The 20,464-nt window shown below is 57.3% G+C and carries 20 protein-coding genes; 10 read left to right on the top strand and 10 right to left on the bottom strand.

The annotated features are described in order from the left end of the window. Positions 1-16: 16 nt before the first annotated feature. From WNY37_RS05865 to WNY37_RS05820, 10 genes are all read right to left on the bottom strand, one after another. Entirely contained in the window at positions 17-1,642 is a 1,626-nt protein-coding gene (locus WNY37_RS05865) for a long-chain-fatty-acid--CoA ligase (protein WP_342972528.1), read from the bottom strand. A 74-nt stretch (positions 1,643-1,716) separates the two neighbouring features. Further along, entirely contained in the window at positions 1,717-2,238 is a 522-nt protein-coding gene (locus WNY37_RS05860) for a flavin reductase family protein (protein ID WP_342972527.1), read from the bottom strand. Between the two features lie 58 nt (positions 2,239-2,296). Further along, positions 2,297-3,466, bottom strand: coding sequence for a CaiB/BaiF CoA-transferase family protein (locus WNY37_RS05855; protein ID WP_342972526.1), 1,170 nt, complete (start codon positions 3,464-3,466; stop codon positions 2,297-2,299). Beyond that, positions 3,463-4,155 carry a VOC family protein gene (locus WNY37_RS05850; protein WP_342972525.1) on the bottom strand — a complete coding sequence of 231 codons (693 nt, stop codon included), beginning with the start codon at positions 4,153-4,155 and terminating at the stop codon, positions 3,463-3,465. The genes WNY37_RS05855 and WNY37_RS05850 overlap by 4 nt, the downstream gene beginning before the upstream one ends. 42 nt (positions 4,156-4,197) lie before the next feature. Further along, positions 4,198-4,995, bottom strand: coding sequence for an enoyl-CoA hydratase-related protein (locus WNY37_RS05845; protein WP_342972524.1), 798 nt, complete (start codon positions 4,993-4,995; stop codon positions 4,198-4,200). A gap of 43 nt (positions 4,996-5,038) precedes the next feature. Continuing rightward, entirely contained in the window at positions 5,039-6,238 is a 1,200-nt protein-coding gene (locus WNY37_RS05840) for an acyl-CoA dehydrogenase (RefSeq protein ID WP_342972523.1), read from the bottom strand. 43 nt (positions 6,239-6,281) lie between these two features. Further along, the gene (locus WNY37_RS05835) at positions 6,282-8,567 is read right to left on the bottom strand and encodes a TonB-dependent receptor (RefSeq protein WP_342972522.1); all 2,286 of its coding nucleotides are present in this window, start codon (positions 8,565-8,567) and stop codon (positions 6,282-6,284) included. Between the two features lie 57 nt (positions 8,568-8,624). Then, the gene (locus tag WNY37_RS05830; protein WP_342972521.1) at positions 8,625-9,839 is read right to left on the bottom strand and encodes a CoA transferase; all 1,215 of its coding nucleotides are present in this window, start codon (positions 9,837-9,839) and stop codon (positions 8,625-8,627) included. Positions 9,840-9,878: 39 nt separating this feature from the next. After that, positions 9,879-10,670, bottom strand: a complete 792-nt coding sequence (locus WNY37_RS05825) for an SDR family oxidoreductase (RefSeq protein WP_342972520.1) — start codon at positions 10,668-10,670, stop codon at positions 9,879-9,881. An 11-nt stretch (positions 10,671-10,681) separates the two neighbouring features. Further along, positions 10,682-11,488 carry an enoyl-CoA hydratase/isomerase family protein gene (locus WNY37_RS05820; RefSeq protein ID WP_342972519.1) on the bottom strand — a complete coding sequence of 269 codons (807 nt, stop codon included), beginning with the start codon at positions 11,486-11,488 and terminating at the stop codon, positions 10,682-10,684. 91 nt (positions 11,489-11,579) lie between these two features. Between WNY37_RS05820 and WNY37_RS05815 the strand changes: the two genes are divergently transcribed. The 10 genes from WNY37_RS05815 (at position 11,580) to WNY37_RS05770 (ending at position 20,463) form a co-directional block, all read left to right on the top strand. Beyond that, entirely contained in the window at positions 11,580-11,972 is a 393-nt protein-coding gene (locus WNY37_RS05815; protein ID WP_342972518.1) for an OB-fold domain-containing protein, read from the top strand. Further along, entirely contained in the window at positions 11,972-13,129 is a 1,158-nt protein-coding gene (locus tag WNY37_RS05810) for a thiolase family protein (protein ID WP_342972517.1), read from the top strand. Before WNY37_RS05815 ends, WNY37_RS05810 begins: the two co-directional genes overlap by 1 nt. A gap of 39 nt (positions 13,130-13,168) precedes the next feature. Then, positions 13,169-13,951: an Asp/Glu racemase gene (locus WNY37_RS05805; protein WP_342972516.1), complete on the top strand. Its 783-nt coding sequence runs from the start codon at positions 13,169-13,171 to the stop codon at positions 13,949-13,951. A gap of 18 nt (positions 13,952-13,969) precedes the next feature. After that, a complete protein-coding gene (locus WNY37_RS05800; protein WP_342972515.1) occupies positions 13,970-15,145 on the top strand; it encodes an alpha/beta hydrolase in 1,176 nt (391 codons plus the stop codon). Between the two features lie 409 nt (positions 15,146-15,554). Continuing rightward, positions 15,555-16,253, top strand: a complete 699-nt coding sequence (locus WNY37_RS05795; protein WP_342972514.1) for a TetR/AcrR family transcriptional regulator — start codon at positions 15,555-15,557, stop codon at positions 16,251-16,253. Positions 16,254-16,354: 101 nt separating this feature from the next. Beyond that, complete coding sequence (locus tag WNY37_RS05790; RefSeq protein ID WP_342972513.1) at positions 16,355-17,038, top strand: IS6 family transposase; 684 nt, start codon at positions 16,355-16,357, stop codon at positions 17,036-17,038. A gap of 557 nt (positions 17,039-17,595) precedes the next feature. Continuing rightward, on the top strand, positions 17,596-18,183 hold the full coding sequence (locus tag WNY37_RS05785; RefSeq protein WP_342972512.1) for a hypothetical protein: 588 nt from the start codon (positions 17,596-17,598) through the stop codon (positions 18,181-18,183). A gap of 1 nt (position 18,184) precedes the next feature. Next, positions 18,185-18,631 carry a hypothetical protein gene (locus WNY37_RS05780; RefSeq protein ID WP_342972511.1) on the top strand — a complete coding sequence of 149 codons (447 nt, stop codon included), beginning with the start codon at positions 18,185-18,187 and terminating at the stop codon, positions 18,629-18,631. A 9-nt stretch (positions 18,632-18,640) separates the two neighbouring features. Further along, positions 18,641-19,441, top strand: a complete 801-nt coding sequence (locus WNY37_RS05775; RefSeq protein WP_342972510.1) for a lysozyme inhibitor LprI family protein — start codon at positions 18,641-18,643, stop codon at positions 19,439-19,441. After that, the gene (locus WNY37_RS05770) at positions 19,438-20,463 is read left to right on the top strand and encodes a hypothetical protein (RefSeq protein ID WP_342972509.1); all 1,026 of its coding nucleotides are present in this window, start codon (positions 19,438-19,440) and stop codon (positions 20,461-20,463) included. Before WNY37_RS05775 ends, WNY37_RS05770 begins: the two co-directional genes overlap by 4 nt. Position 20,464 lies beyond the last annotated feature (1 nt).

Raw genomic sequence — 20,464 nt, 5'->3', positions numbered from 1 at the left:
TGTTTCGGGATAAGGATCAAGCTGTGCTCAGCTTGTAGTCTTTGAACTGCTCGCGCAGCGCTAGCTTGTTGATCTTGCCAGTCGCGCCAAGCGGGATGGCGTCGACAAAGACGACATCGTCCGGCGTCCACCATTTGGCGATCTTGCCCTCGAGTTCAGCCAGCACGTCTTCGCGCGTCGGGGGCTCATCCTTGACTGGCTCGATGATCAGCAAGGGCCGCTCATCCCATTTCGGGTGATAGACGCCGATCGCTGCGGCGTTGGCGACTTTAGGATGGCCGACCGCAATATTCTCGATTTCGATCGATGAAATCCATTCGCCGCCAGACTTGATGACATCTTTGGCGCGGTCAGTGATCTGCATCGTGCACTGCTCGTCGAGGGTCGCGACATCACCGGTGTCGAAGAAGCCGCGACCGTCGAGAACATCGCCGCCATCACCGCGAAAATAACCTGCGGCAATCGCCGCGCCGCGCACGAGCAGCCTTCCGGAAACTTTCCCGTCATGCTGGAGGGTCTGCCCCTCATCATCGGCGATCCGGAGCTCGACTCCGAAGGGCGGGCGCCCCTGTTTGAGTTTGTGCTGAATGCGCTGGTCGAGGTCTGCCTCGGCAAGGTCTGCCGGCAAGGTGCCGAGCGTGCCGAGTGGCGACGTCTCCGTCATCCCCCATGCATGGATAACCTCAACGTCATAATCCTCTTCAAAGGCGCGCAGGATGCGCTCCGGCAGCGCCGATCCGCCAATCACAACCTTGTTCAGATGCGGCAGCTTAAGGTCGTTTTCTTGCAGATGTGTCATCAGCATGAGCCAGACGGTTGGAACCGCGGCGGTAAACGATACCTTTTCGACTGTAAGCAATTCATAGATCGAGGCGCCGTCCATCTGGGCGCCCGGCATCACGATCTTCGATCCGACTGCTGGACACGCGAACGCCAGACCCCACGCATTCGCGTGAAACATTGGTACAACCGGCATGACCGAGTCCTGCGTCCCGATGCCAAGCGCGTCTTTGTTCAGGGCGATGAAGGTGTGCAGCAGGTTTGATCGATGCGAATAGACAACGCCCTTGGGGTTGCCCGTCGTGCCGGACGTGTAGCAAAGACCGCAAGCGGTATCTTCGGGAAAGTCCCCCCAGCGTGCTTCCGCCGGGCGGGCACGAACCCAGGTATCGAAGGCCACGGCCCCGAGCGTATTGTCGGGCATGGTGTCATCATCAGCATAGATCACAAACCGCTTTACTGAAGTCAGCTTCTCTCGGATCGACTCGATGATGGGCAGGAAGGTCTTATCGAGGATCAGCACCTTGTCCTCGGCATGATTTACGATCCAGGCAATATGATCGGGATGCAGACGCGGATTGACCGTATGCAGGATTGCACCGATGCCCATGGCTCCGTACCAGGTTGCCATATGGCGTTCGGAATTCCAGGCCAGCGTCGCGATGCGGTCGCCAAGACCGATCCCATCATCAATCAATGCGTTCGAAACCTGTTTGGCCATGATGTAGATGTCACGATAGGTCGTTCGCTCGATATGTCCTTCGACGCGTCGCGTGACGATTTCCCTTGTCGGGTTCACATGATTGGCGTGTTCGATCAGCTTGTTCACCGTCAGCGGCCAAGACTGCATGATACCCTTCATTGCGGTTCCTCTTCCCTGTGCGAGCAGCTTTCAAGCCCACTCTTTTGCTCTGTACACGAATTTTTTTGCTGTCCTCACGACCACATATCGACGAGGATGTGCCAGGCTTCCTGTCCGCTAAGCTGGCTCGCCGGCGTGAATTGCCCGAAACGGCTTTTCTGGAACACGAGCGGCGCGGCTTCCGCGATCTCGGCCTCCCTGATCTCACCAATGATGATCGTGTGATCGCCAGCCACATGCAGGTCTGCGACGCGGCATTCGATACGGGCCATTGCCCCGTCGATTTTTGGCGTGAGCCCACTGGCCTCGTCTGCGCGCTGCTCCAGGCCGGATGCGCCGGACCGGGCAAACTGCATCGCTGTGTCTTCCTGCCCTTCACTCAGAATATGGATCGAGAACGGCGTGCCGTCTGAAAAGGTCGAGAGGTGCCGGCTGCGATTGTCGAGGCACCACAGCACCAGCGCCGGCTCAAGCGAAACCGAAGTGAACGAATTGGCCGTAATGCCGAGAGGCGCGCCTTCATCATCATAGGCTGTCACGACTGTGACGCCTGTCGCGAACGCACTGAAAATCTGGCGAAGATCGCGTTGGTCCATGATCACGCTCCGTCGGTGCGCGCGGCGACACTCTTTACCGGGACATATCCGATCAGCGTCATTTCGCCTCCCGGGGACCGGCAATTGCCCCGGCCTCATGCAATCTTTGAATGTCTTCGCTACTAAAGCCGTACCCAGCCAGGACATCGTCCGTATGCGTTCCCGGCGCCATGGACGGCGTACAGTCTCCCGCTGGCGTCCGGCTGAACCTTGGCGCTGGTGCCGGCTGGACGGACCCATCAACATCGACGAACACGCCTCTGCTCTTATTGTGAGGATGCGAAGGCGCTTCTGTCATGCGAAGGACGGGCGCAAAGCACACATCGGTGTCCTCCAGGATCGCGGTCCATTCGTCCCGGGTGCGGGTCTTGAAAATCGCCTCAAGCATGGCGCGCTGGTCGGGCCATTGTCGCGGATCATTGCGATTGCCGAATGTCTCTTCATCCACGTCCAGCCGGGCCATCAACTCTGCAAAGAATTGCGGTTCGAGGGAGCCAATCGTGATGTGCTCGCCGTCAGAACACTCATACACCGCATAGAATGGCGCCCCACCATTGAGGATGGTTTCGCCGCGTTTTTCCTGGAACATGCCTTGGGCCAGCATGCCGTGAACGCCCGCTGTCAGCAGAGCGGCACCATCCACCATCGCTGCATCGACGATCTGTCCTTGGCCGGACCCCTTTGCCTCCATCATCGCGCACACCATCCCGAAGGCCAGCATGAGGCCGCCACCGCCAAAATCACCGACCAGATTGAGGGGCGGTACAGGCGGTCCATTCTTCTCGCCAATACTGTAGAGGGCGCCGGCCAGCGCGATGTAATTGATATCGTGGCCGGCTGTCTGGGCGAGAGGGCCATCCTGGCCCCAACCGGTCATGCGCCCAATGACAAGACGCGGATTGCGCTTCAGCAATTCCTCAGGGCCAAAACCGAGCCGCTCGAGCACACCTGGCCGGAAGCCTTCTATCAGGCCGTCGGCCTGTTCGAGCATCTGCATCAGGGCCTGTTTACCATCCGGATGCTTGAGGTCGAGCCGCAAGGTCTTGCGATTGCGGGCCAGGACGTCAAATTTTGCCTTAACGCCGATCCCGCCACCGCCGCTTGTCCGGTCGATCCGGATGACTTCCGCCCCCATATCGCCAAGCAGCATCGCGCCAAATGGGGCCGGCCCCAAACCGGCAAGCTCTATAATCCTCAAGCCGGCCAGCGGTCCTTTCCTGGCACTCATGATTTGCCACTTACGGGTGGCTCGTTTTCGCTCGCATCCCAGATATCCTTGTCCGGCACGGCCATCAGCTTTTCGTAGATGCCGGGCGGATAGTTCGACATGTGCGGGCCCGGCCCGCTCGTGTCAGGCTGGCGGACGGGTTGCTCGGGCACATCGAATTCCGGCGGATTCAGGTAACGCGCCAACTCTTCATCATTGATACCCGCGCGCGAAACGACGTCCGGGTCGATCCAGCTCATTGGCTCAATCGGCCCTTCCGAACAGGACAGTTCCAGCGCAAGGCCTTCAGGTCCGGCAAAATAGATGGATTTGCAGAAGCCATGATCGACCGGCCCAAGCACCGGCACCTCCTTGGACCGCAAGCGTTTCTGCATACGGAACAATTCGTCCATATCGGCGACTTTGAGGGCGATGTGCTGTGTGGTCCCAGCTGCGCTCGGCGCTGTCGGGTTGCCCGCATGCGTTTCGCCAAGCTTCGGGGCGACCTTTCCAACCAGCGGGCTCTGCACAAACGCAACCGAGCTTTCGTCATTCATCCTGAGAAAGCCGTGCCAAGTCTCCTTGGCGCCGTGCATCCAGTAAAGGGCAACCAGCTCCATGCCGAGCTTGTCGGTGAAGAAGTCGATCTGTGCCTTTATGTCCGCTGTACTGATCGCGAGATGATGCAGTCCCTGCACTTTGTTATCCATGATCAACTCCTTTCAATTTGTGTCTGATTCCCGCTCTGAGGCTCAGCGTCCCCGATAGTCGGGCTTGCGTTTTTCCAAGAAAGCCTTTGGCCCTTCGATGGCGTCCTCGGTGGCATGAACGCGCGCCGAATACTCGGACTCGATTGCGAGAGCCTGCTGTTCGGGAACACCCGTACAATCGCGAAACGAACTGCGGATGGCCTGAACCGCCAGCGGCGCATTCGCCGCGATCTTCTCAGCGATCTTCATCGCTTCTTCCATCAGGCTGTCGGCAGAAACGATGGCGTTCACCATTCCATATCTGAGAGCATCCTCCGCCGAAAATGAGTCGCCGGTCAAAAGGGCGTGCATCGCGTGCGCAAACGGGATCTGATCGCGTAGCCGGACTGTCGATCCGCCGCCCGGAAACAGGCCGACCTTTACTTCTGGAATCCCAAATGTGGCGTGCGGTGCACAAATCCGAATATCGGTGTTGAGAACCAGCTCCATGCCGCCTGCAACAGCATGCCCGTTGACCGCCGCGATGACCGGCTTGCCGACGTCAGTTTTGAACGGACCGCCGGACTTGCGGATTTCGAGCCACCGCCGTTCACACTCTGTTTCTGGCGGCCGGGCGCCAGTCATCAGGGGAATGACGGCTCCAAGGTCGCCGCCCGCACTGAAGGCCTTTGTGCCGGCCCCCGTAAGGATGGCGACGCGAATGTCCTCCGACTGACGGACCTGTTCGAAGATATCGATCAGTCCAACCGCCATTTCGGCATCCATCGCGTTCAGCTGCTCTGGACGGTTCATGGTGATCAGCGCGATCGACCCGCGAACTTCGAGATCGACTACCGCCATCTCACAACCTCCCGGAGCGAAGCCAGCCGCATTTCCTGGACGATCATACCAGGATCCCCGGAATTTCCTCGCCCAGCATCGCTGCTCCATGAAGTTCGAGGCGCGCATCAAGGTCGAACACGATGTGTGCGCCCACCGTGTTGATATCCCGGGCGGCCCGGCCAAGCGGGCTCGACTGGAAATGACCAGAGGCGCCAGCGGCCTCGCACACATAAGCAATTACGCTCTTGCACTGATCAACAGCGAAGGCGAGCTGGGTGGCCCAGCGTGTCCGGTCCAGCCGGGTCGCATTCTCGCGCAGCTCCATGACATCCTCGACGAGATTTCGAAGCAGAAGATAAATCTGATCGACCCGCACTTCGGCATGGGCGAGGCGCATCTTGCTAGCGGTGCCAACCCGCCGCGTTCCGTGAATTTCCATCCGGTCGTGCAGGCGTTCCTGGAACATCCGCACGCAGGCCCGCGCCTGTCCGAGGGCTGGCATGGCTGCGGCCAAGCCAAGCGTCGGAAGCATCGGGGTCTTGTACACTGGGCTCGGGTGTACCTTGGCTCCGGGCGCTTCGCCCTCGATCATCGCCTTGAAGGACAGCATTCTGTGCTCTGGAATGAATTTATCCTTGATCAGAACATCGTTGCTTCCAGTGCCCTGCATGCCGTCTACGAACCAGACGTCTTCAACCTCGACCTCTGATCGCGGCAGCGCGAAGAAGACAGGCGCCCGCTTACCATCTTCACCGGTCACGATAGCGGCTGGCAGCACCCAGTCGGCATGCATGATCCCGGTGCTCCAGGACCAGCGACCGTTGAGCCTGAAACCGCCCTCTTCGTTGGTCACCTGTCCGGTCGGCGACAACATGGCTGGCGCCAGAGCGTAACTATTGTCTGCGAACAATTCGTCCTGAAACTGTTCTGGAAACAGGCAAAAAATCCACACATGCTCGATATAGAAATTAGCAACCCAGGCCATTGAGGCATCGCCCTCACTGAGAGCAAGCCCAACCTCGAAAAACGTGTCCAGATCCATCTCGAAGCCACCATATTTTTTTGGTGCCATCAGCTTGAAAATCTCTGCGTCCTTCAATGCCTGAATAACCTCATCTGTCGGCCGGCGAAGCTTTTCAGCTTCGCCCGCCTGTGCAGCGAGGAGCTTGGACAGATCACGCGCCCTTTCGATCATTTCAGCACTGGTGGGCAAACTTTTGCTATCGATCCCCTTTTGAAGCACTGCTGCTTTTGCTGTCATGAGTATTCTCCTTTTAGATTTGATGGCGACGCTATGCGCATGGCTATTGGAACCGGTACTTGACTTGAAATGCCAATGTTCGCGGTGGATCGACGTATTGCTGGTAGTTGTTGCCCAGCAGGTTCGACAACGGAATGTCGTCGCCAAAATGAGCTGTTGTTTCGTCAGTCAGATTCTTTCCAACGAGAGCCAGCGTCCATGTGTCGTTGGGCGACGTAAATGTCAGAGACGCGTCGACTTTTGAGAACGCGTCCTGGGCGACAGCCGGATCGAGGTCGCCAGCGGTCGAAAACTCAGTCGTATGGAAGACCTTGCCCTGAAGCTCATAACCCCAGCCGGAAGAGAGTGTATCTGCCCAGCTCGCGTTAAATGCTCCAGAGAATTCCGGCGCATATGGCAGCGTTTTACCTGACAGGTCACAAACAGTTCCCTGACCGAAAGAGCACGGACCTGCCTCATACGAGTCGTATTCGGAGTTCAGAAACGTGCTGGAAACGCCCAGAGTGAGCTGATCAGTGGCCGCAAACTGGCTCTGAAACTCCAGTCCCGAAGATGTTGCCGAAGCCGCATTGCCCACCAGGAGCGCAGCGACGCCATCGAAGATACTGACCTGCAGATCGTCGTATTCGGAATAGAACGCAGCGGCTTCAAAGCGAAGCCTGCGATTCAAAGTTTCGCCTTTCAGGCCAATCTCGTAGCTGTCAGCGGTTTCATCGTCGAAGATGATCCGATCGAGAATCCCGCTGGAGTCGCCCTCGTCAAACCCGCCAGCCTTGAAGCCTTGCGTATAGGACGCATAGTACATCAGGTCGCCCGGTTGATAGCGAACCGTGAAAGCAAGCGAATCGTTGCTGGTTGTGCGCTCCAGGTCTCGAATAATATATGGCGAACCGAGACCGGCCGCAGTGAAAGGCGGCAGATCGGGATTGGGCACTGTCGACCCGAGGGCCGCAAAGTACATATCCCGATCCAAAGTCTTCTTATCGTCGGTGTATCGATATCCGAAAATGAATGAGAGCTCGTCTGTGGCGTTCCAGGTGCCTTCCGCAAACGCCGACCAGTTGTCCGTTTGCTGATGAAAGTCACGAACCCTGCTTCCGTCGCCAAGCGGAATTCCCACCGCGCCAAAGTCCAGCGATTCGACCTTGAAGCTCTCGAGCTCTTCGCTGGCAAGATAGACACCAGCTTGATATTCAAACGTCTGGCTCGCCGTTGACGCTATCCGCAACTCCTGCGACCAGGAGTGCCAGCGCTGATCCCACCCCTGCTGAATGAAATCGAGCGGCGTGAAATCACTGTCGAATGAATAATCGACATCATAACCAACATAGCTTGAAACACTCGTCAGATCATGAGCCCCCAGATCCCATACTGCGGTCAACGTCCCGTTATAGGTCGTATTGTCCTCGAATTCCCGATTGAACGGCGGATTTGTTCCGGGTCCGGATTTTACGTGATCCAGATTGAACTCGGCGTTTGGAGCGATCGGTAGAATGCGCTGGATCAGGGACGGCACAGCCTTTGTGATCTGTGATCGCCCGCCCTCCATTTCGGCCTCGCCATACTCCGCTTTGAGAGTTGCCTCGAATGTATCGGAAGGCTCCCAGACAAGGATCCCTCTGGCGACCCAATCGTCTCTTGATGGTGCGTCGGTTCCGAGGAAGTTGTTTTCAACAAATCCATCGGTCGTGTAGTGACGCGCGACGAGCCGACCGCGCAAAGTTTCAGAAATGGGGCCTGAAACGACAGCGGTGGTTCTGAACGTCCCAAATTCGGGTTCGACATACTCATCGAGCGAAAATTCGAACGCGTCGGTGGGTTTGCGCGTCGTGATATTGAGCGCGCCACCGATCGTATTCTTCCCGAAAAGGATTGGCTGGGGGCCTTTCAGCACCTCAATCCGGTCAATGTCGAGAAACGCATGACGCGATGACCGGCCTCGACCGTAATAGACGCCATCAATGAATGTCCCCACTGACATTTCGAAGCCCTGATTTTCACCAGACCCAATGCCACGAATAAACAGCAGGTCTCCAACCGGTGTTGGCGTTACGCTGACCCCCGGTACCGCCTGAAGCGCTTCCCCCAGCTGCTGGACACCCGTTTTCTCAAGGTCGGCTCCAGCAACCACCGAGACGGAGAGCGGAACGGTTAAAAGGTTTTCTTCTTTCTTCCTCGCTGTAACCAGCACGCTATCCAGCGTCCTGGCCGAAGTTTCCTCATCGCCGTCCTGTGCGCTGGCCTCGGTGACACCAGTGATCACCACAATAGCGGATACAGTTGCGTATAAAGCGCGAAGCCGCGCCTTCCTTCCTTCATTTCTAAACATTATATTCCTCCCAAAATAACAGATACGGTCTTCTTCCGGACGCTCTTGTTCCGTTATTTATCCGCGGCTCTTTGCTTTCTCGGCTTGTTGGACTTGTTCATTGGAGGAACCGAGCGCCCCCAATAATTCCTCATTGTCCTGACCAACCGACGGCGCAGGATGTCTGATGCTCGTTGGTGTTCTGGAAAACTTCACGGATGGCCCTGTCAGGGGCGCTTCAACGCCATCTACCAGCCGCACCGTCTGCAACATGTCGCGCGAAGCGGTGTGCTCTTCCGACGCAACATCCGTATACGTATTAACGCGTGTCGCTGCGAGCCCCTTCGCGGCGAAGGCATCGACAACCTCTTCGACCGGACGCGCACGGCACCAGTCCGCCAGAAGCGCGTTGAGTTCTTCCCGCCGCTCCAGCCGCTCAGGTAGTCGCAAGCCGGTCAAATCCGCCCGGCCCATAAGCTTGGCCATCGCATCCCAGTGGGAATCCAGCAGCGTGGCAATATAGGCAGACCCGTCACTGCACGAAAATACATTCGCCGGCATGGCTTTTGGAAACTGGTTACCGGTTTTTGGAATATCGATACCAAAAGCGCCTGCCGTGAGATGGCCATTACTTGCATAAAGCAGACTGTCGATCAGGGCGACATCGACGTGCTGCCCCTCGCCGGTGCGATCACGATGTCGCAGCGCAGCTAGCGCTCCGAGAGCGCCATGCATTCCCGCAAGGTCGTCACCCAGGAACGTCGGGGCCTTCATTGGCGGTTGGTCTGGGTCGCCGGCGATTGATGTCCAGCCACAATAGTTCTGAGCAACCGGGTCATAGCAAGCGCGGTCGGATAACGTCCCGAACTGGCCAAATCCGCTGATCGAAACGTACACGATGTCGGGCTTCACAGCCGCAACGTCGTCATAACCGATGCCCCACGAAGCCAGCGTACCCGGTCGGAAGTTTTCAATCACAACATCGGCGCGCTCACAGAGTTTCAGAAAACTGGCCCGCCCGTCAGGATCGCGCAAATCCATCGATACATTCCGCTTATTTCGATTGACCGTTTCGTGCATGATCATCAGCTGCGAATCCGGAATGCCGAGCGGCTGACGGCGCATGACTTCGCCGGCCGGGTGCTCGACCTTGATCACCTCCGCACCGAAATCAGCCAGAAGACACCCCGCCATTGGGCCCGCCCAGGATGTCGTGATTTCGATAACCACCAGTCCCTGACAGGGCCCCGTGCAATCGGTGCGTGCGTTCCTGTAGAAGTCTGCCTTTTCCATCCTGTTCCTCCGAATCTGCTCTCTTGCGGAGCTGTTGCGTTACAAGTTGAATGAGAATCCGCCATTCACCGGGTAGGTCTGTCCTGTGATCCAGCTCGCCGCGTCCGACGCCAGAAACAACGCCATATTGGCAACGTCTTCTGGCTCTCCGAATCGACGGATCGTGTACTGGCTCAACATTCGTTTAGCGCGTTCCGCATCTTCCGTTACGTCAGCAACGCCGGGCGTCCTCGTGGTGGCTATCGCAACGCTGTTTGCGGTGATGCCGTGGCGCCCCATTGACCGCGCCACGCCTCGCATGAAGCCTGCCGCGCCAGCTTTCGCCGCCGAGTAGATCTCAAGGCCGGACTCACCGACGCGCCCGGCATCCGACACGATCGTGACCAGTCGCCCCGATTTGTCCTCGATCATTCCGGGAATGACCGCGCTTGTGCAGTTCAATACACCGTACAGGTTCACCGCCAGAAACGCGTCCCAGGTGTCTGTCGACGCCGTCCAGAAGGGCGCCATTTCCACTTCATCGGGCTTGGCCCCCATATTGCCGGCATTGTTGACGAGAACGCCGATCGTGCCGAGCTCCCTGCTGGCCTTGCTGACCATCTCGTTAACCGAAGCGCGGTCAGTGACGTCTGCTGAGATCGCCATCGCTTGGCCGCCCATCGCCTTGATTTCTTCAGCGACATCGTCCGCGCGGTCCTGATGAAAATCATTCACGACGACCGCATCGGCACCGCTGCTGGCAAAGTGTAGCGCGACCTGTCGGCCGATGCCCTGCCCCGCCCCGGTCACGAGGCACACACGCCCCTTCAAGCTAAGTATCTGCTTTTCCACGGTTCTCTCTTTCAATTTGACTTGGCTTTTGTTGCCGAAAAAATTCCCGCGTAAACTGAGCTCTTCGCTGCCGATCGCGCCCGGAATTCTTCCCGCTCCTCATCCGACGCCATATCCCTTATGACCCTGCGCTCCAGCGTCAGGCCTTCATCTAAAGGAATACTCAGCGCTTCATTCATGAGGCGTTTGCCGGCGGCCAAAGCAAATGGCGCCTTATCAGCAAGCTTTGATGCGAGATCCCGAGCCGCCTCCAGCAGCTTTTCGCGAGGCACAATGGCCGTCACAAGTCCGGCGCTCAGAGCCTCATCTGCGGATAGGGGATTCCCGAGCAGGATCATTTCCTTGGCCTTGGCCAAACCCACGATACGCGGTAGCCGCTGGGTGCCCCCCGCCCCCGGCAGAGCTCCAAAGCGGATCTCTGGCAGCCCAATCTTCGCGTCCTCGGACATTATTCGAAAATCGCAGGCTAGCGCGATCTCGCACCCCCCGCCCATAGCCGCACCATTGATGACGCAGATCACTGGCTTCGACACTTCTTCTATATGTCGAATGAAGTCGCGCCGCGGATCACCTGTGACGCCCTCTTCGGTCATCATATTCTCGATCTCGCGAAGATCCGCACCGCCGCAAAAGTGCTTTTCGCCAGCGCCCATAATTAGAATGCAAGCAATATTCGGGTCGCGCTCAAGCTCGTCAAGCGCATCGTTGAAGTCGATTGTGAGCTGCAGTGTGATCGTGTTTGCCCGGTCTGGCCGGTCCAACAAAATGGTCGCCACCTCGCCCTCATATCGGACCTGAATTGGTTTGGTGTCTTTCACCTTATCCGTCCCTTTAATTCCTTGACTGGATAATTTAAGGACATCATATTATGCACGTCAACACATATTTCAAATTTGAGGGGAGAAGCGTGTGCACAAGCTTTATGATGATGAGGAGATGCCGCCGCGCCTGAAGGGGCAGCGCTGCGGCAGCTGCGACAGGGTCGCGTTTCCGCCCAACCCTTATGGATGTGAAACTTGTGGTGCCTTCGGTGCGCAAGTTGAAGAACAGCTGCTGGCAGGAAAGGGGCGACTGCTTGCATTCGTGACGACGCATCACGCCAATCAGCGCGATATTTCTGTGCCTTATACGATCGCTTCAATTGCGCTCGAAGATGGACCGGTCGTGCGAGCCCTTATGAATACGCCGACGGACTCCGCGTTGAAGGTGAACGATGCTGTCGAATCCGTTCTCGTCGGTCGACAGGCTCCGACAGGCGACGCCGTCGACGAACTTAGATTTCGAGTTTCGGGGGCAGACTGATGCGCAAGCCGCTTAATGAATTTCGGCCGGTCTATGTTATCGGAATCGGGCTCCATCGATATCAGTCCATCAGCGAAAAGACCTATGTCGAACTCGGCCTCACCGCTATACGTGAAGCGCTCGCTGATGCCGACATCGCGTTTTCGGAAGTAGAATCCGTCTATACAGGAACGACCTTTCTTGGGATGGCGCCAAGCCGGGCGATGTTGCGCCATCTCGGAGCATCCGGCCTGCCTATTGCACAGGTCGAGAATGCGTCAGCGTCCGGATCGACCGCAGTTCGGCAGTCTGTCATGGAAGTCGCAACCGGCGCTTGCGACGTCTCGCTGGCCATCGGTTTGGACAAGCCTGGTCGTGTGAGGCTGGCCCATGAGCAGGCTGGCGTACCGGACCTCGTCAATGAGTACGTTTCTCCATTCACACACTTTTCGCTGCTCGCGCATGAGTACATGACGACCTACGGAACGACCGCCGAACAGGTCGCAGCCGTCGCCGTCAAAAATTACAAGAACGCATCAAAAAATCCCTACGCGCATCGTCAGCAGGGGTTCACAATTGAAGACGTGATGGCGGGCCCGCCGATCTCAGGCACGCTGACCAAGCTGCAATGCTGTCCCATCGGCGAAGGCGCCGCGGCCGTCATTGTTGCTTCAGAACAAGCTATCAAGCGGCTTGGTGTCGATCCGGCGCGCTGTATCCAGGTTCTATCGTCCACCTCACGCTCTGAAAAAGTTTACGGCCCCGGCGCCGACCCGGATACCGAACTTACCCGCGAAACCCTCGCCATGAGCTGCGAGGAAGCGGGCATTGCCCCGGACGATCTCGACATTGTCGAATTCCATGACGGCTTTTCGATCGAGGAACTTCTTTATGTCGAAGCGCTTGGCATCTGCCCGCCGGGGAAGGCAGCCGAACAGCTGGAGCGCGGCGACTTCGACATCGGCGGCCGTGTCGCCGTCAATCCCTCGGGCGGGCTCTTGGCAATGGGGCACCCCATCGGCCCGACCGGCGTCGGACAGGTCTGCGAAATCACCCGCCAGCTGCGCGGCGAAGCCGGTGAACGTCAGCACCCGGACGCGCGGCTCGGTCTCGCCCATATGGTGGGGATCGGATCGGTCTGCCTCGTTCACATCCTGAGCAAGTCGGGTCCAGCCTGAAGCGGCCCCATGCCTCTCAACAGAAAATCGGAAACAGTCATGAGAATAGGTCAAATCGTACCGAGCTCGAACACTACGATGGAAACGGAAATTCCGGCCATCCTGCGCGGGCGCGAACGCACCCTGCCGGGCGAGCAATTCACATTCCATTCAAGCCGTATGCGGATGAAAAAAGTCACAAAAGAAGAACTGGCTGCGATGGACCGTGACAGCCTTCGCTGCGCTGCTGAACTGGCGGATGCCGAAGTGGACGTCGTCGGCTATGCCTGCCTCGTTGCCATCATGAGCATGGGGCTCGGATATCACCGCACCAGCCAGGGTGCTCTTCACGCCCGAATGAAAGAAGAAGGACATGCCGCCCCGGTCGTCACGTCCGCCGGCGCGCTCGTCGACGAACTGAAGCTCGCCGGCATCCGCTCGATTTCCATCGTGACACCCTACATGCCCGCGCTCACGGATCTGGTTGTCGACTATATCAAGGATCAGGGCATCGACGTCATCGATTCCATCGCGCTGGCGATTCCGGACAATCTCGAAGTGGGCCGGCGCGATCCGATGGCCCTGGTCAACGATGTCGACCGTCTGAACACCAGAGGCGCAGACCTCGTCGTCGTGTCGGCTTGCGTGCAAATGCCGTCGCGCGAAGCCATCCCGGTCGTCGAAGACAAGCTCGGACTGCCCGTCACCTCCGCCGCTGCGTGCACGACGCGGTCGATGCTACGCGCGCTCGGCCTCGACCCTGTTGCACCTGATGCAGGCTTCATCTTGAGCGAAGCCGCGAAAGCTGCGGCTGCCGCTTCCAGCGAAGACATTCAAGGCTAGTAAAAGGACAAGAACACCATGGCCAAGGAAGCCCCACGATTTACCACCTCGCCCGTCCTCATCGCGTTTACCGAAGAGAGCCAGTCCCGCGACACCTATGGCGGCGGCGTCTCCAACGTCATCCTTCAGGGCATGCACATGCGCCGCCCCGACGCGACAAAGGACACCGTGCTCGTCTTCATGCATCCAACGGCGACGCTCGACACGCTGCCTTTGCCGCGTGATCTGGCCCGCCTCGGCGTGCCGGTTCTGACCTGTGGCAGCCGCTACCCACACAATGACAGCGCGCTCATCATGGAAAAGGTGCTGGTCGACCTTGGCCAGTACATCAAATATGCGCGTGAAAGGCTTGGCTACAAACGGGTTGTCCTCGCCGGGTGGAGCGGCGGCGCGTCACTGTCGGTCTTCTATCAGTCGCAGGCCGAAGCGCCCAATATTACGCAAACGCCGTCCGGTGAGCCGGTGGACCTTTCGAGCTTGCCACCCGCAGATGCGATCATGCAGATGGCCGCCCATTCTGCGCGGGCGCGGATCATGACCGAATCGATGGACGCCTCGATCCTGAACGAACTCAACCCCGGTGAACGAAACCCGGAGCTTGATCTCTACGACGACAAGAACGGCCCAAAACCTCCGTACTCCGATGACTTTGTCGCCGCTTACCGGGCCGCTCAGATCGCACGCAACCGGCAGATCACCGCCTGGGTGAAAGACACGCTCGACCAGCTTCAGCGCAAGGGCGGCGACGACCAGGAGAGATGTTTTGTCACCCATGGCACCATGGCCGATCCACGATGGCTCGATCCGCGCATTGATGCGAATGACCGGGTTCCGGGCAAATGTTATCTCGGTGATCCTGCCGTCGTGAATAACGGCCCGATCGGGCTCGGCCGGTTCGCCACGTTGCGCAGCTGGCTGTCACAGTGGAGCATCGACGAGTCCCGCGCGATGACTGAGCGACAAGGCCCTGGCGTGAAAGTCCCGGCAATCGTGATTGCCAACTCGGCTGATGATTGCTGCCCACCCTCCCATACAGAGACGATCTATCAGAGCCTTGGAGGCCCCAAGGAGCTGCACACCATCCAGGGCGCCAATCACTACTACATCGGCCAGCGCGAACAGCTGAAGACCGCTTTGGATCTTTCCACCTCCTGGCTGCTCAAGACGGGCATGCTCGATGGCCTGCCTGACTGATGATCGACCAAAGGGCGTTTTTCCTCGCGCCATGCCTGCGCCGCAGTCCTTCGGGTCTGCGGCGCTTTTTTTGGGGCGCGTTAATGGCGGCGCTCTCTGCCCCGGGCCACTCTAGCCTGGGTCGACTGCGCGTTTTCACGGCTCATTCGCGCAAGGGGCGCCGACTACTTGTTCAAAACTGTAAATGCTACAGTGCCTCTGTATCACGCAGTGTAGAATTATAAGGGCTTAATTTACCTTGATCTCTTCATTATGTTGAATTGTTGGTGATTAGTCGGCACCAGGATCGGCAGCTGCCAGGCGCTACAGGCTCATCCGTGATAGCTGAACGAGCCTTGTCGCGTGAGGAAATTAGCCTCCAGCGTTTGGCAAACAGGCAGCGCCAGGAAATCTGAGGGACGAGAAAGACATGACCCTGAAATCGAAACCGGACGATGCTGCAGGCAAGGCTTCAACCTCGACGGGCGAAAAGAAGCGCCCCAAACGGCGCAAGAGACGAGAACAGCAGCGGGCGATCGATACAAAGCAGGCGATATTGACGTCGGCGTTGCGAGAGTTTGCGGACAAGGGCTTTGAAGGGGCGAGTACGCGCGAAATCGCAGAGCGCGCTGACGTAAACCACCGGCTCATCGGCCATCATTTTGGCAGCAAGGAACTACTCTGGAAGGCAACCGCCAAGGAGGTCTTCGGAACCTATGTGATCAAGCAGCGCGAACGCTATCAGGGACTGGACGGCGTCGACCAACCGATCCTTCTGAGGCTGATGCTGAGGGAATTCATCCTGTTCAGCGCAAGAGTGCCCCAACTGCACCGCTTCATGGTTCAGGCAAATGAAAGCGCAAATGAGCGCTTGTCCTGGTTGATTGAGAACCACCTCGCACCAGGCATTTCTCTGGATCTTCTATTGCTCAAGAAGGCGCAGGAAGCCGGCATGTTGCGCGACGGAGACGTGATGCATCTGCGCTATTTGTTTATTGGAGCCTCTACTTCGGTATTCACTCTCGCTGAAGAATATAAATTCATGTCAAAACAAGATCCTTTCGACAACAAATTTGTCGAGCAGCATATTGATATGGTGCTTTCCCTTTTTCTCACAGAGGCCGACTAATACCTCACGTTGCCAATTACCGTCGACGATACCGCCCAGCAGGGCATCGTCAGAAGAACTTGGCTTGAGAGCGGATAGCTAACCGCCCTACTGTGCTTGGCATGGCCAAGTTCCCCTTTCGCTATTTCATGACTTCGCCCGAGATCATTCGGCTCGCTGTGATGATGCATGTCCGCTTCCCGCTCTCGCTTAGAAACGTAGAAGACCTGTTGCACGAGCGCGGAATCGAAGTCAGCCACGAGACAGTCCGGTACTGGTGGAACCGATTTGGGCCACTCTTCGCAGGCGAGATCCGGAAGCGCCGTTCCCAGCAGCTTCGTCAGGTCACTCAATGGCGCTGGCACCTCGACGAAGTCTACGTGAAGATCAATGGCGTGACCCATTATCTTTGGCGTGCCGTCGATCATGAAGGCGAGGTGCTCGAAAGCTATGTCACGAAAACACGAGATAAATCAGCGGCCTTGAGATTTTTAAAAAAAGCAATGAAGCGCTACGGCGCACCGCGGACAGTCGTAACCGATCGGCTAAGATCGTACGGCGCAGCGATGAAGGAGGTCGGAAATATCGATCGCCAGGAGGTCGGTCGACATCTCAACAATCGGGCTGAGAATAGTCACCAGCCCTTCCGACGACGGGAGCGAGCAATGTCCCGATTTCAAAGGATGGGCAATCTACAAAAGTTCGCTTCGACTCACGCCTCGTTTCACAACCACTTCAACCTTGATCGGCACCTCAATTCAAGAATTCGCTTCAAGCTGAACCGAGACACCGCCCTCCTCGAATGACGCCATCTTCTGGCCGCCTAAACGCACTCAACTCCGGTCTAGCAGAGACGAGTTTGCATTAGTCTGACAACACCGCCACCCAGTCCCTGATTTGAAGACCAGATCTGGGACTTCCCCAAATCGCCCGCCACTGGCGGGCTTTTTCTTGGGCTGCAGTCTGTGCAGCCCACTTTTCAATGCATTTCCCGCAATATTCGGCGGAAGTCTCTGAGCGCCATCTTAGTCAGATCTCCTAGGATCTGAATTCATAATGCGGTGTATGCGAAAGAGATTGGCAGCTTCGAATTCTGCCCTCACCTGCAGTGATGATGTAGGTCCGTTTCCCGTGGTCACTGCGAAGTGTCGAAGACCTGCTCGCCCGCGAAAAACGAAGACGGGTTCGAATTCGTTCTGACCGTTCCGCCAGCCAGACCTCATAACAGAGAAAACCACACCCACCTGCGAATTCGGTCTGTAAATCAGCCCATCAAACTTGCATCTTGAAGCTGTGTCAGCAGTCTCATGCAATCCGGACCTGGTTATTTCGGATCAGCTGCAAGGGAGTGGGGGAAGCTCAGGTGAGTTCATATTCGTATTATAGCGTCATGCCGCACCGTTTGGCTGTCACGTGCCCCGAATGTGGAGGTGAAGCTGCTTTCGAGTATGCGGAACGCGTCAGGATAAAGACGAACGATGATCTTCGTTGGTTTGAAAAATCGACATACTTCGATTGCCTGAAGCAGGCAGGTTTGGATGGGCAGTATTATCGTACAGCGATCTACTACCATCAGCTTATGGGAAATACCCTCCCGATGATAAGCGATCTTCCGCGCGGCTATAAAATCGAGGATTGGGCACATTCCGAACATAAGTTCCGTCCCTTGAGTGATTGGCGGGGGACACTTGTCTGCGGCTCCTGTGGCAAACGTAGCAAGCATATTCTGGACTGGCCAAGGGAAGCCTATTTTCAAATTGAGTATCGGAATCAGAATTTGTGGGCATTTGATCGCGCAAGCACCGCAGAGTTGATAGACTATATCTGCGCGTCGCACCGAAGGCAGGATGATTTTGTCTATTGGCCGTTCCTGATGAGAATTCCTCACGTCTTCCTGACAAGGCAGGCGCGAGAGACCGTCGTGAAGCGTTTGAGAAAGAGACTAGCGTGAAATGGACACCGCAGCGAAACTCGAGGAAGGCAACGAGATCCGTCTGATCTGCTGGCGGGATTGGTATGACGGGCCGGTGTCCGGGCTCGTGCTATGGGAAGGCAAAGAGGTCTGGTTCCACCTCAGCAGCGATGCTGGGGAAGAGATCCGCACGTATGAGATTTTTGCACTTACGCCGGAACAGGTCGCGGAATGTCTGGCCTGGTTTGAAGAAAAGCGCGAATGGTTCGAAACCCGAGCGCCGCAAGTCCGGAAGATAAGACGCGACATTGCCGACACAGCCGAACAGGAACGCCTGATCGCAGTGCAAGGGTTGGCTTTACGGGAGTGGAATGGCCCTGAGATAGGCTCGCCTGCCATTGCGCAGTTTACCGATGATGATGCGGGGGCTGGGTGGTTCGATGCCGAGCGGTGGTGCCCGCTGCAAGACGAACCAAACCCGACCTAGGAAAAGCCATTGTTTTACGTCTTGATAAGCTGGATCGAGCTTATCGAACGTTTTATCAGGGGGACTATATTCATGAGACTTATATTTGTTGCGGCATTGTCCATGCTCGCGCTGAGCAGTCAGGCGGAACCTGCTTGCGACTTTCAGGAAGACATGTGCTTGGCGCAAGAAGCGTTTGAAGCGGCCGACGCGCAAATGGAACAAACGCTTGCAGCTATCGAGACCAAAATCGAGAACAACGGGTTCGAGGATTACTTTGTCGAGCCTGATGACATCCGCGACAGTCTGGAGCTGGGGCAGACATCCTGGTCGAGTTATCGAGATGCGCATTGCGCCGCCGTCTTTCGCCTGATGAGCGGCGGCACCACCCGCCATGAGGATGAGCTGGTCTGCCTTGCAGAGCTGACCGAGGCGCGGACTACGCAATTGCAGTCGCTTTATGAAGTGACGACGGACGCTATTACGGATGACGATCTCAGCTGGCTGAATGGCGTATGGTTTGAGAGCTGCGGCTCCAAACAGGCTTCATTCCGGTTCTATGTGGACAGCGACGGAGTTTTTGCCGAAGTGGCTCCAGATGCGGACATGCCTTTTGATCAAGTCCAGTTGACGAAAGTGGACATTCTTCTTGCCCGCAACGGTTTTATAGAAGTGACGCCGTATGGCTGGGACAATCTGTTCTTGCGGGTCAAATCAGCTGGTGAAGATCACATCATCGGAGACCTGGTCGAAATTTTTCCCAATAGCGTCGCTCCGATTGAAGCGATTGATCTTGTTCGATGCTCGGCCGCGCCGGACTCAGATGAATGAGCGTATCGGAAGATGATGTTTTAGGTGTTCTGAAAAAGATCGAGACGGGTGGTGTAACGCTCGTGCCTGATCACGATCCACAGGAGCGCATCAAGGGCGACATTTTATATCGCGCCAGCAATGGCTGGACGATCGAAGTATCCAATTGGAACGGTGAGTTCGCCGGGATCGTGGAGATTGGCCTTCCGGATGGCAGCGTTCTGGATATCGACCACCTTGATCGGCAAATGCCAGGTGTCGCCGAGTATTTTCCCGACAAAGACGTCGCCTGGCGGGCCTATCGCATGAAAGCGCTTGAGACAGGTTTCATCTATCTTTCCGATGACAAGCTTGGCCGGTTTGCGGATGCCAAGGAGGGGGCTGTGGTGTCCAACTCATCTCGCGAACCGCCATGGATCATTGTGGATCACAGCTTACGGGATGCGACGGTCGCTCGCTGGCCAGGCCGGCTTTGGCTGGCGCAGGTTCTGGACAGGCTGGAGCCGCAGGATCATCGTGGAAACTATACGCGATGCGTTTCCGTGAAGATCGTCCGGGAGATGCCTACGCATAATCTGTTTGGTCCGCATGGAGAGCAGGTGGAGAAAGTCCTGCGTTTTGCAGCCGGCCTTGATCGCGGAGGTGCTGATAGGTTCGCGGGCCATCGTCACCCGGACGCAGCCGACCTCACCTCTCAAGGCTGGCATCGCTGGCAAGCATTGGTGACGGGAAAAGACAATAGGCGGGACCGGGACATGCGCGGGGTCGTGACAGCGGCGAATAATCTGAAGTCACCTGTCGGCCACGGACTGTCGCTTGCTCATCGTGCTGTCTGGGATGCGGCCGAGCGAATTGACGGTGATGCGGCGTTTGAGGAAGATGAGGACGAACGCTGGCTGATCGGGCCGTGGGCAGCGGCCGGAAGCGCCATGCTGGAAACGGTCTGGGCGCTCGGCGCGCCGGAACTGTTTGACGTGCCTGAGCGGGAAAAACTTCTGCGGGCATGGCAGAACAGGCCGGGGCATGACGAAGTGAAATGTTGAC

This window comes from Henriciella sp. AS95, assembly GCF_038900055.1.
Lineage (GTDB): Bacteria > Pseudomonadota > Alphaproteobacteria > Caulobacterales > Hyphomonadaceae > Henriciella.
The sequence above is the reverse complement of the archived record's forward strand: the minus strand, read 5'-3'. Positions and strand labels throughout refer to the sequence as shown.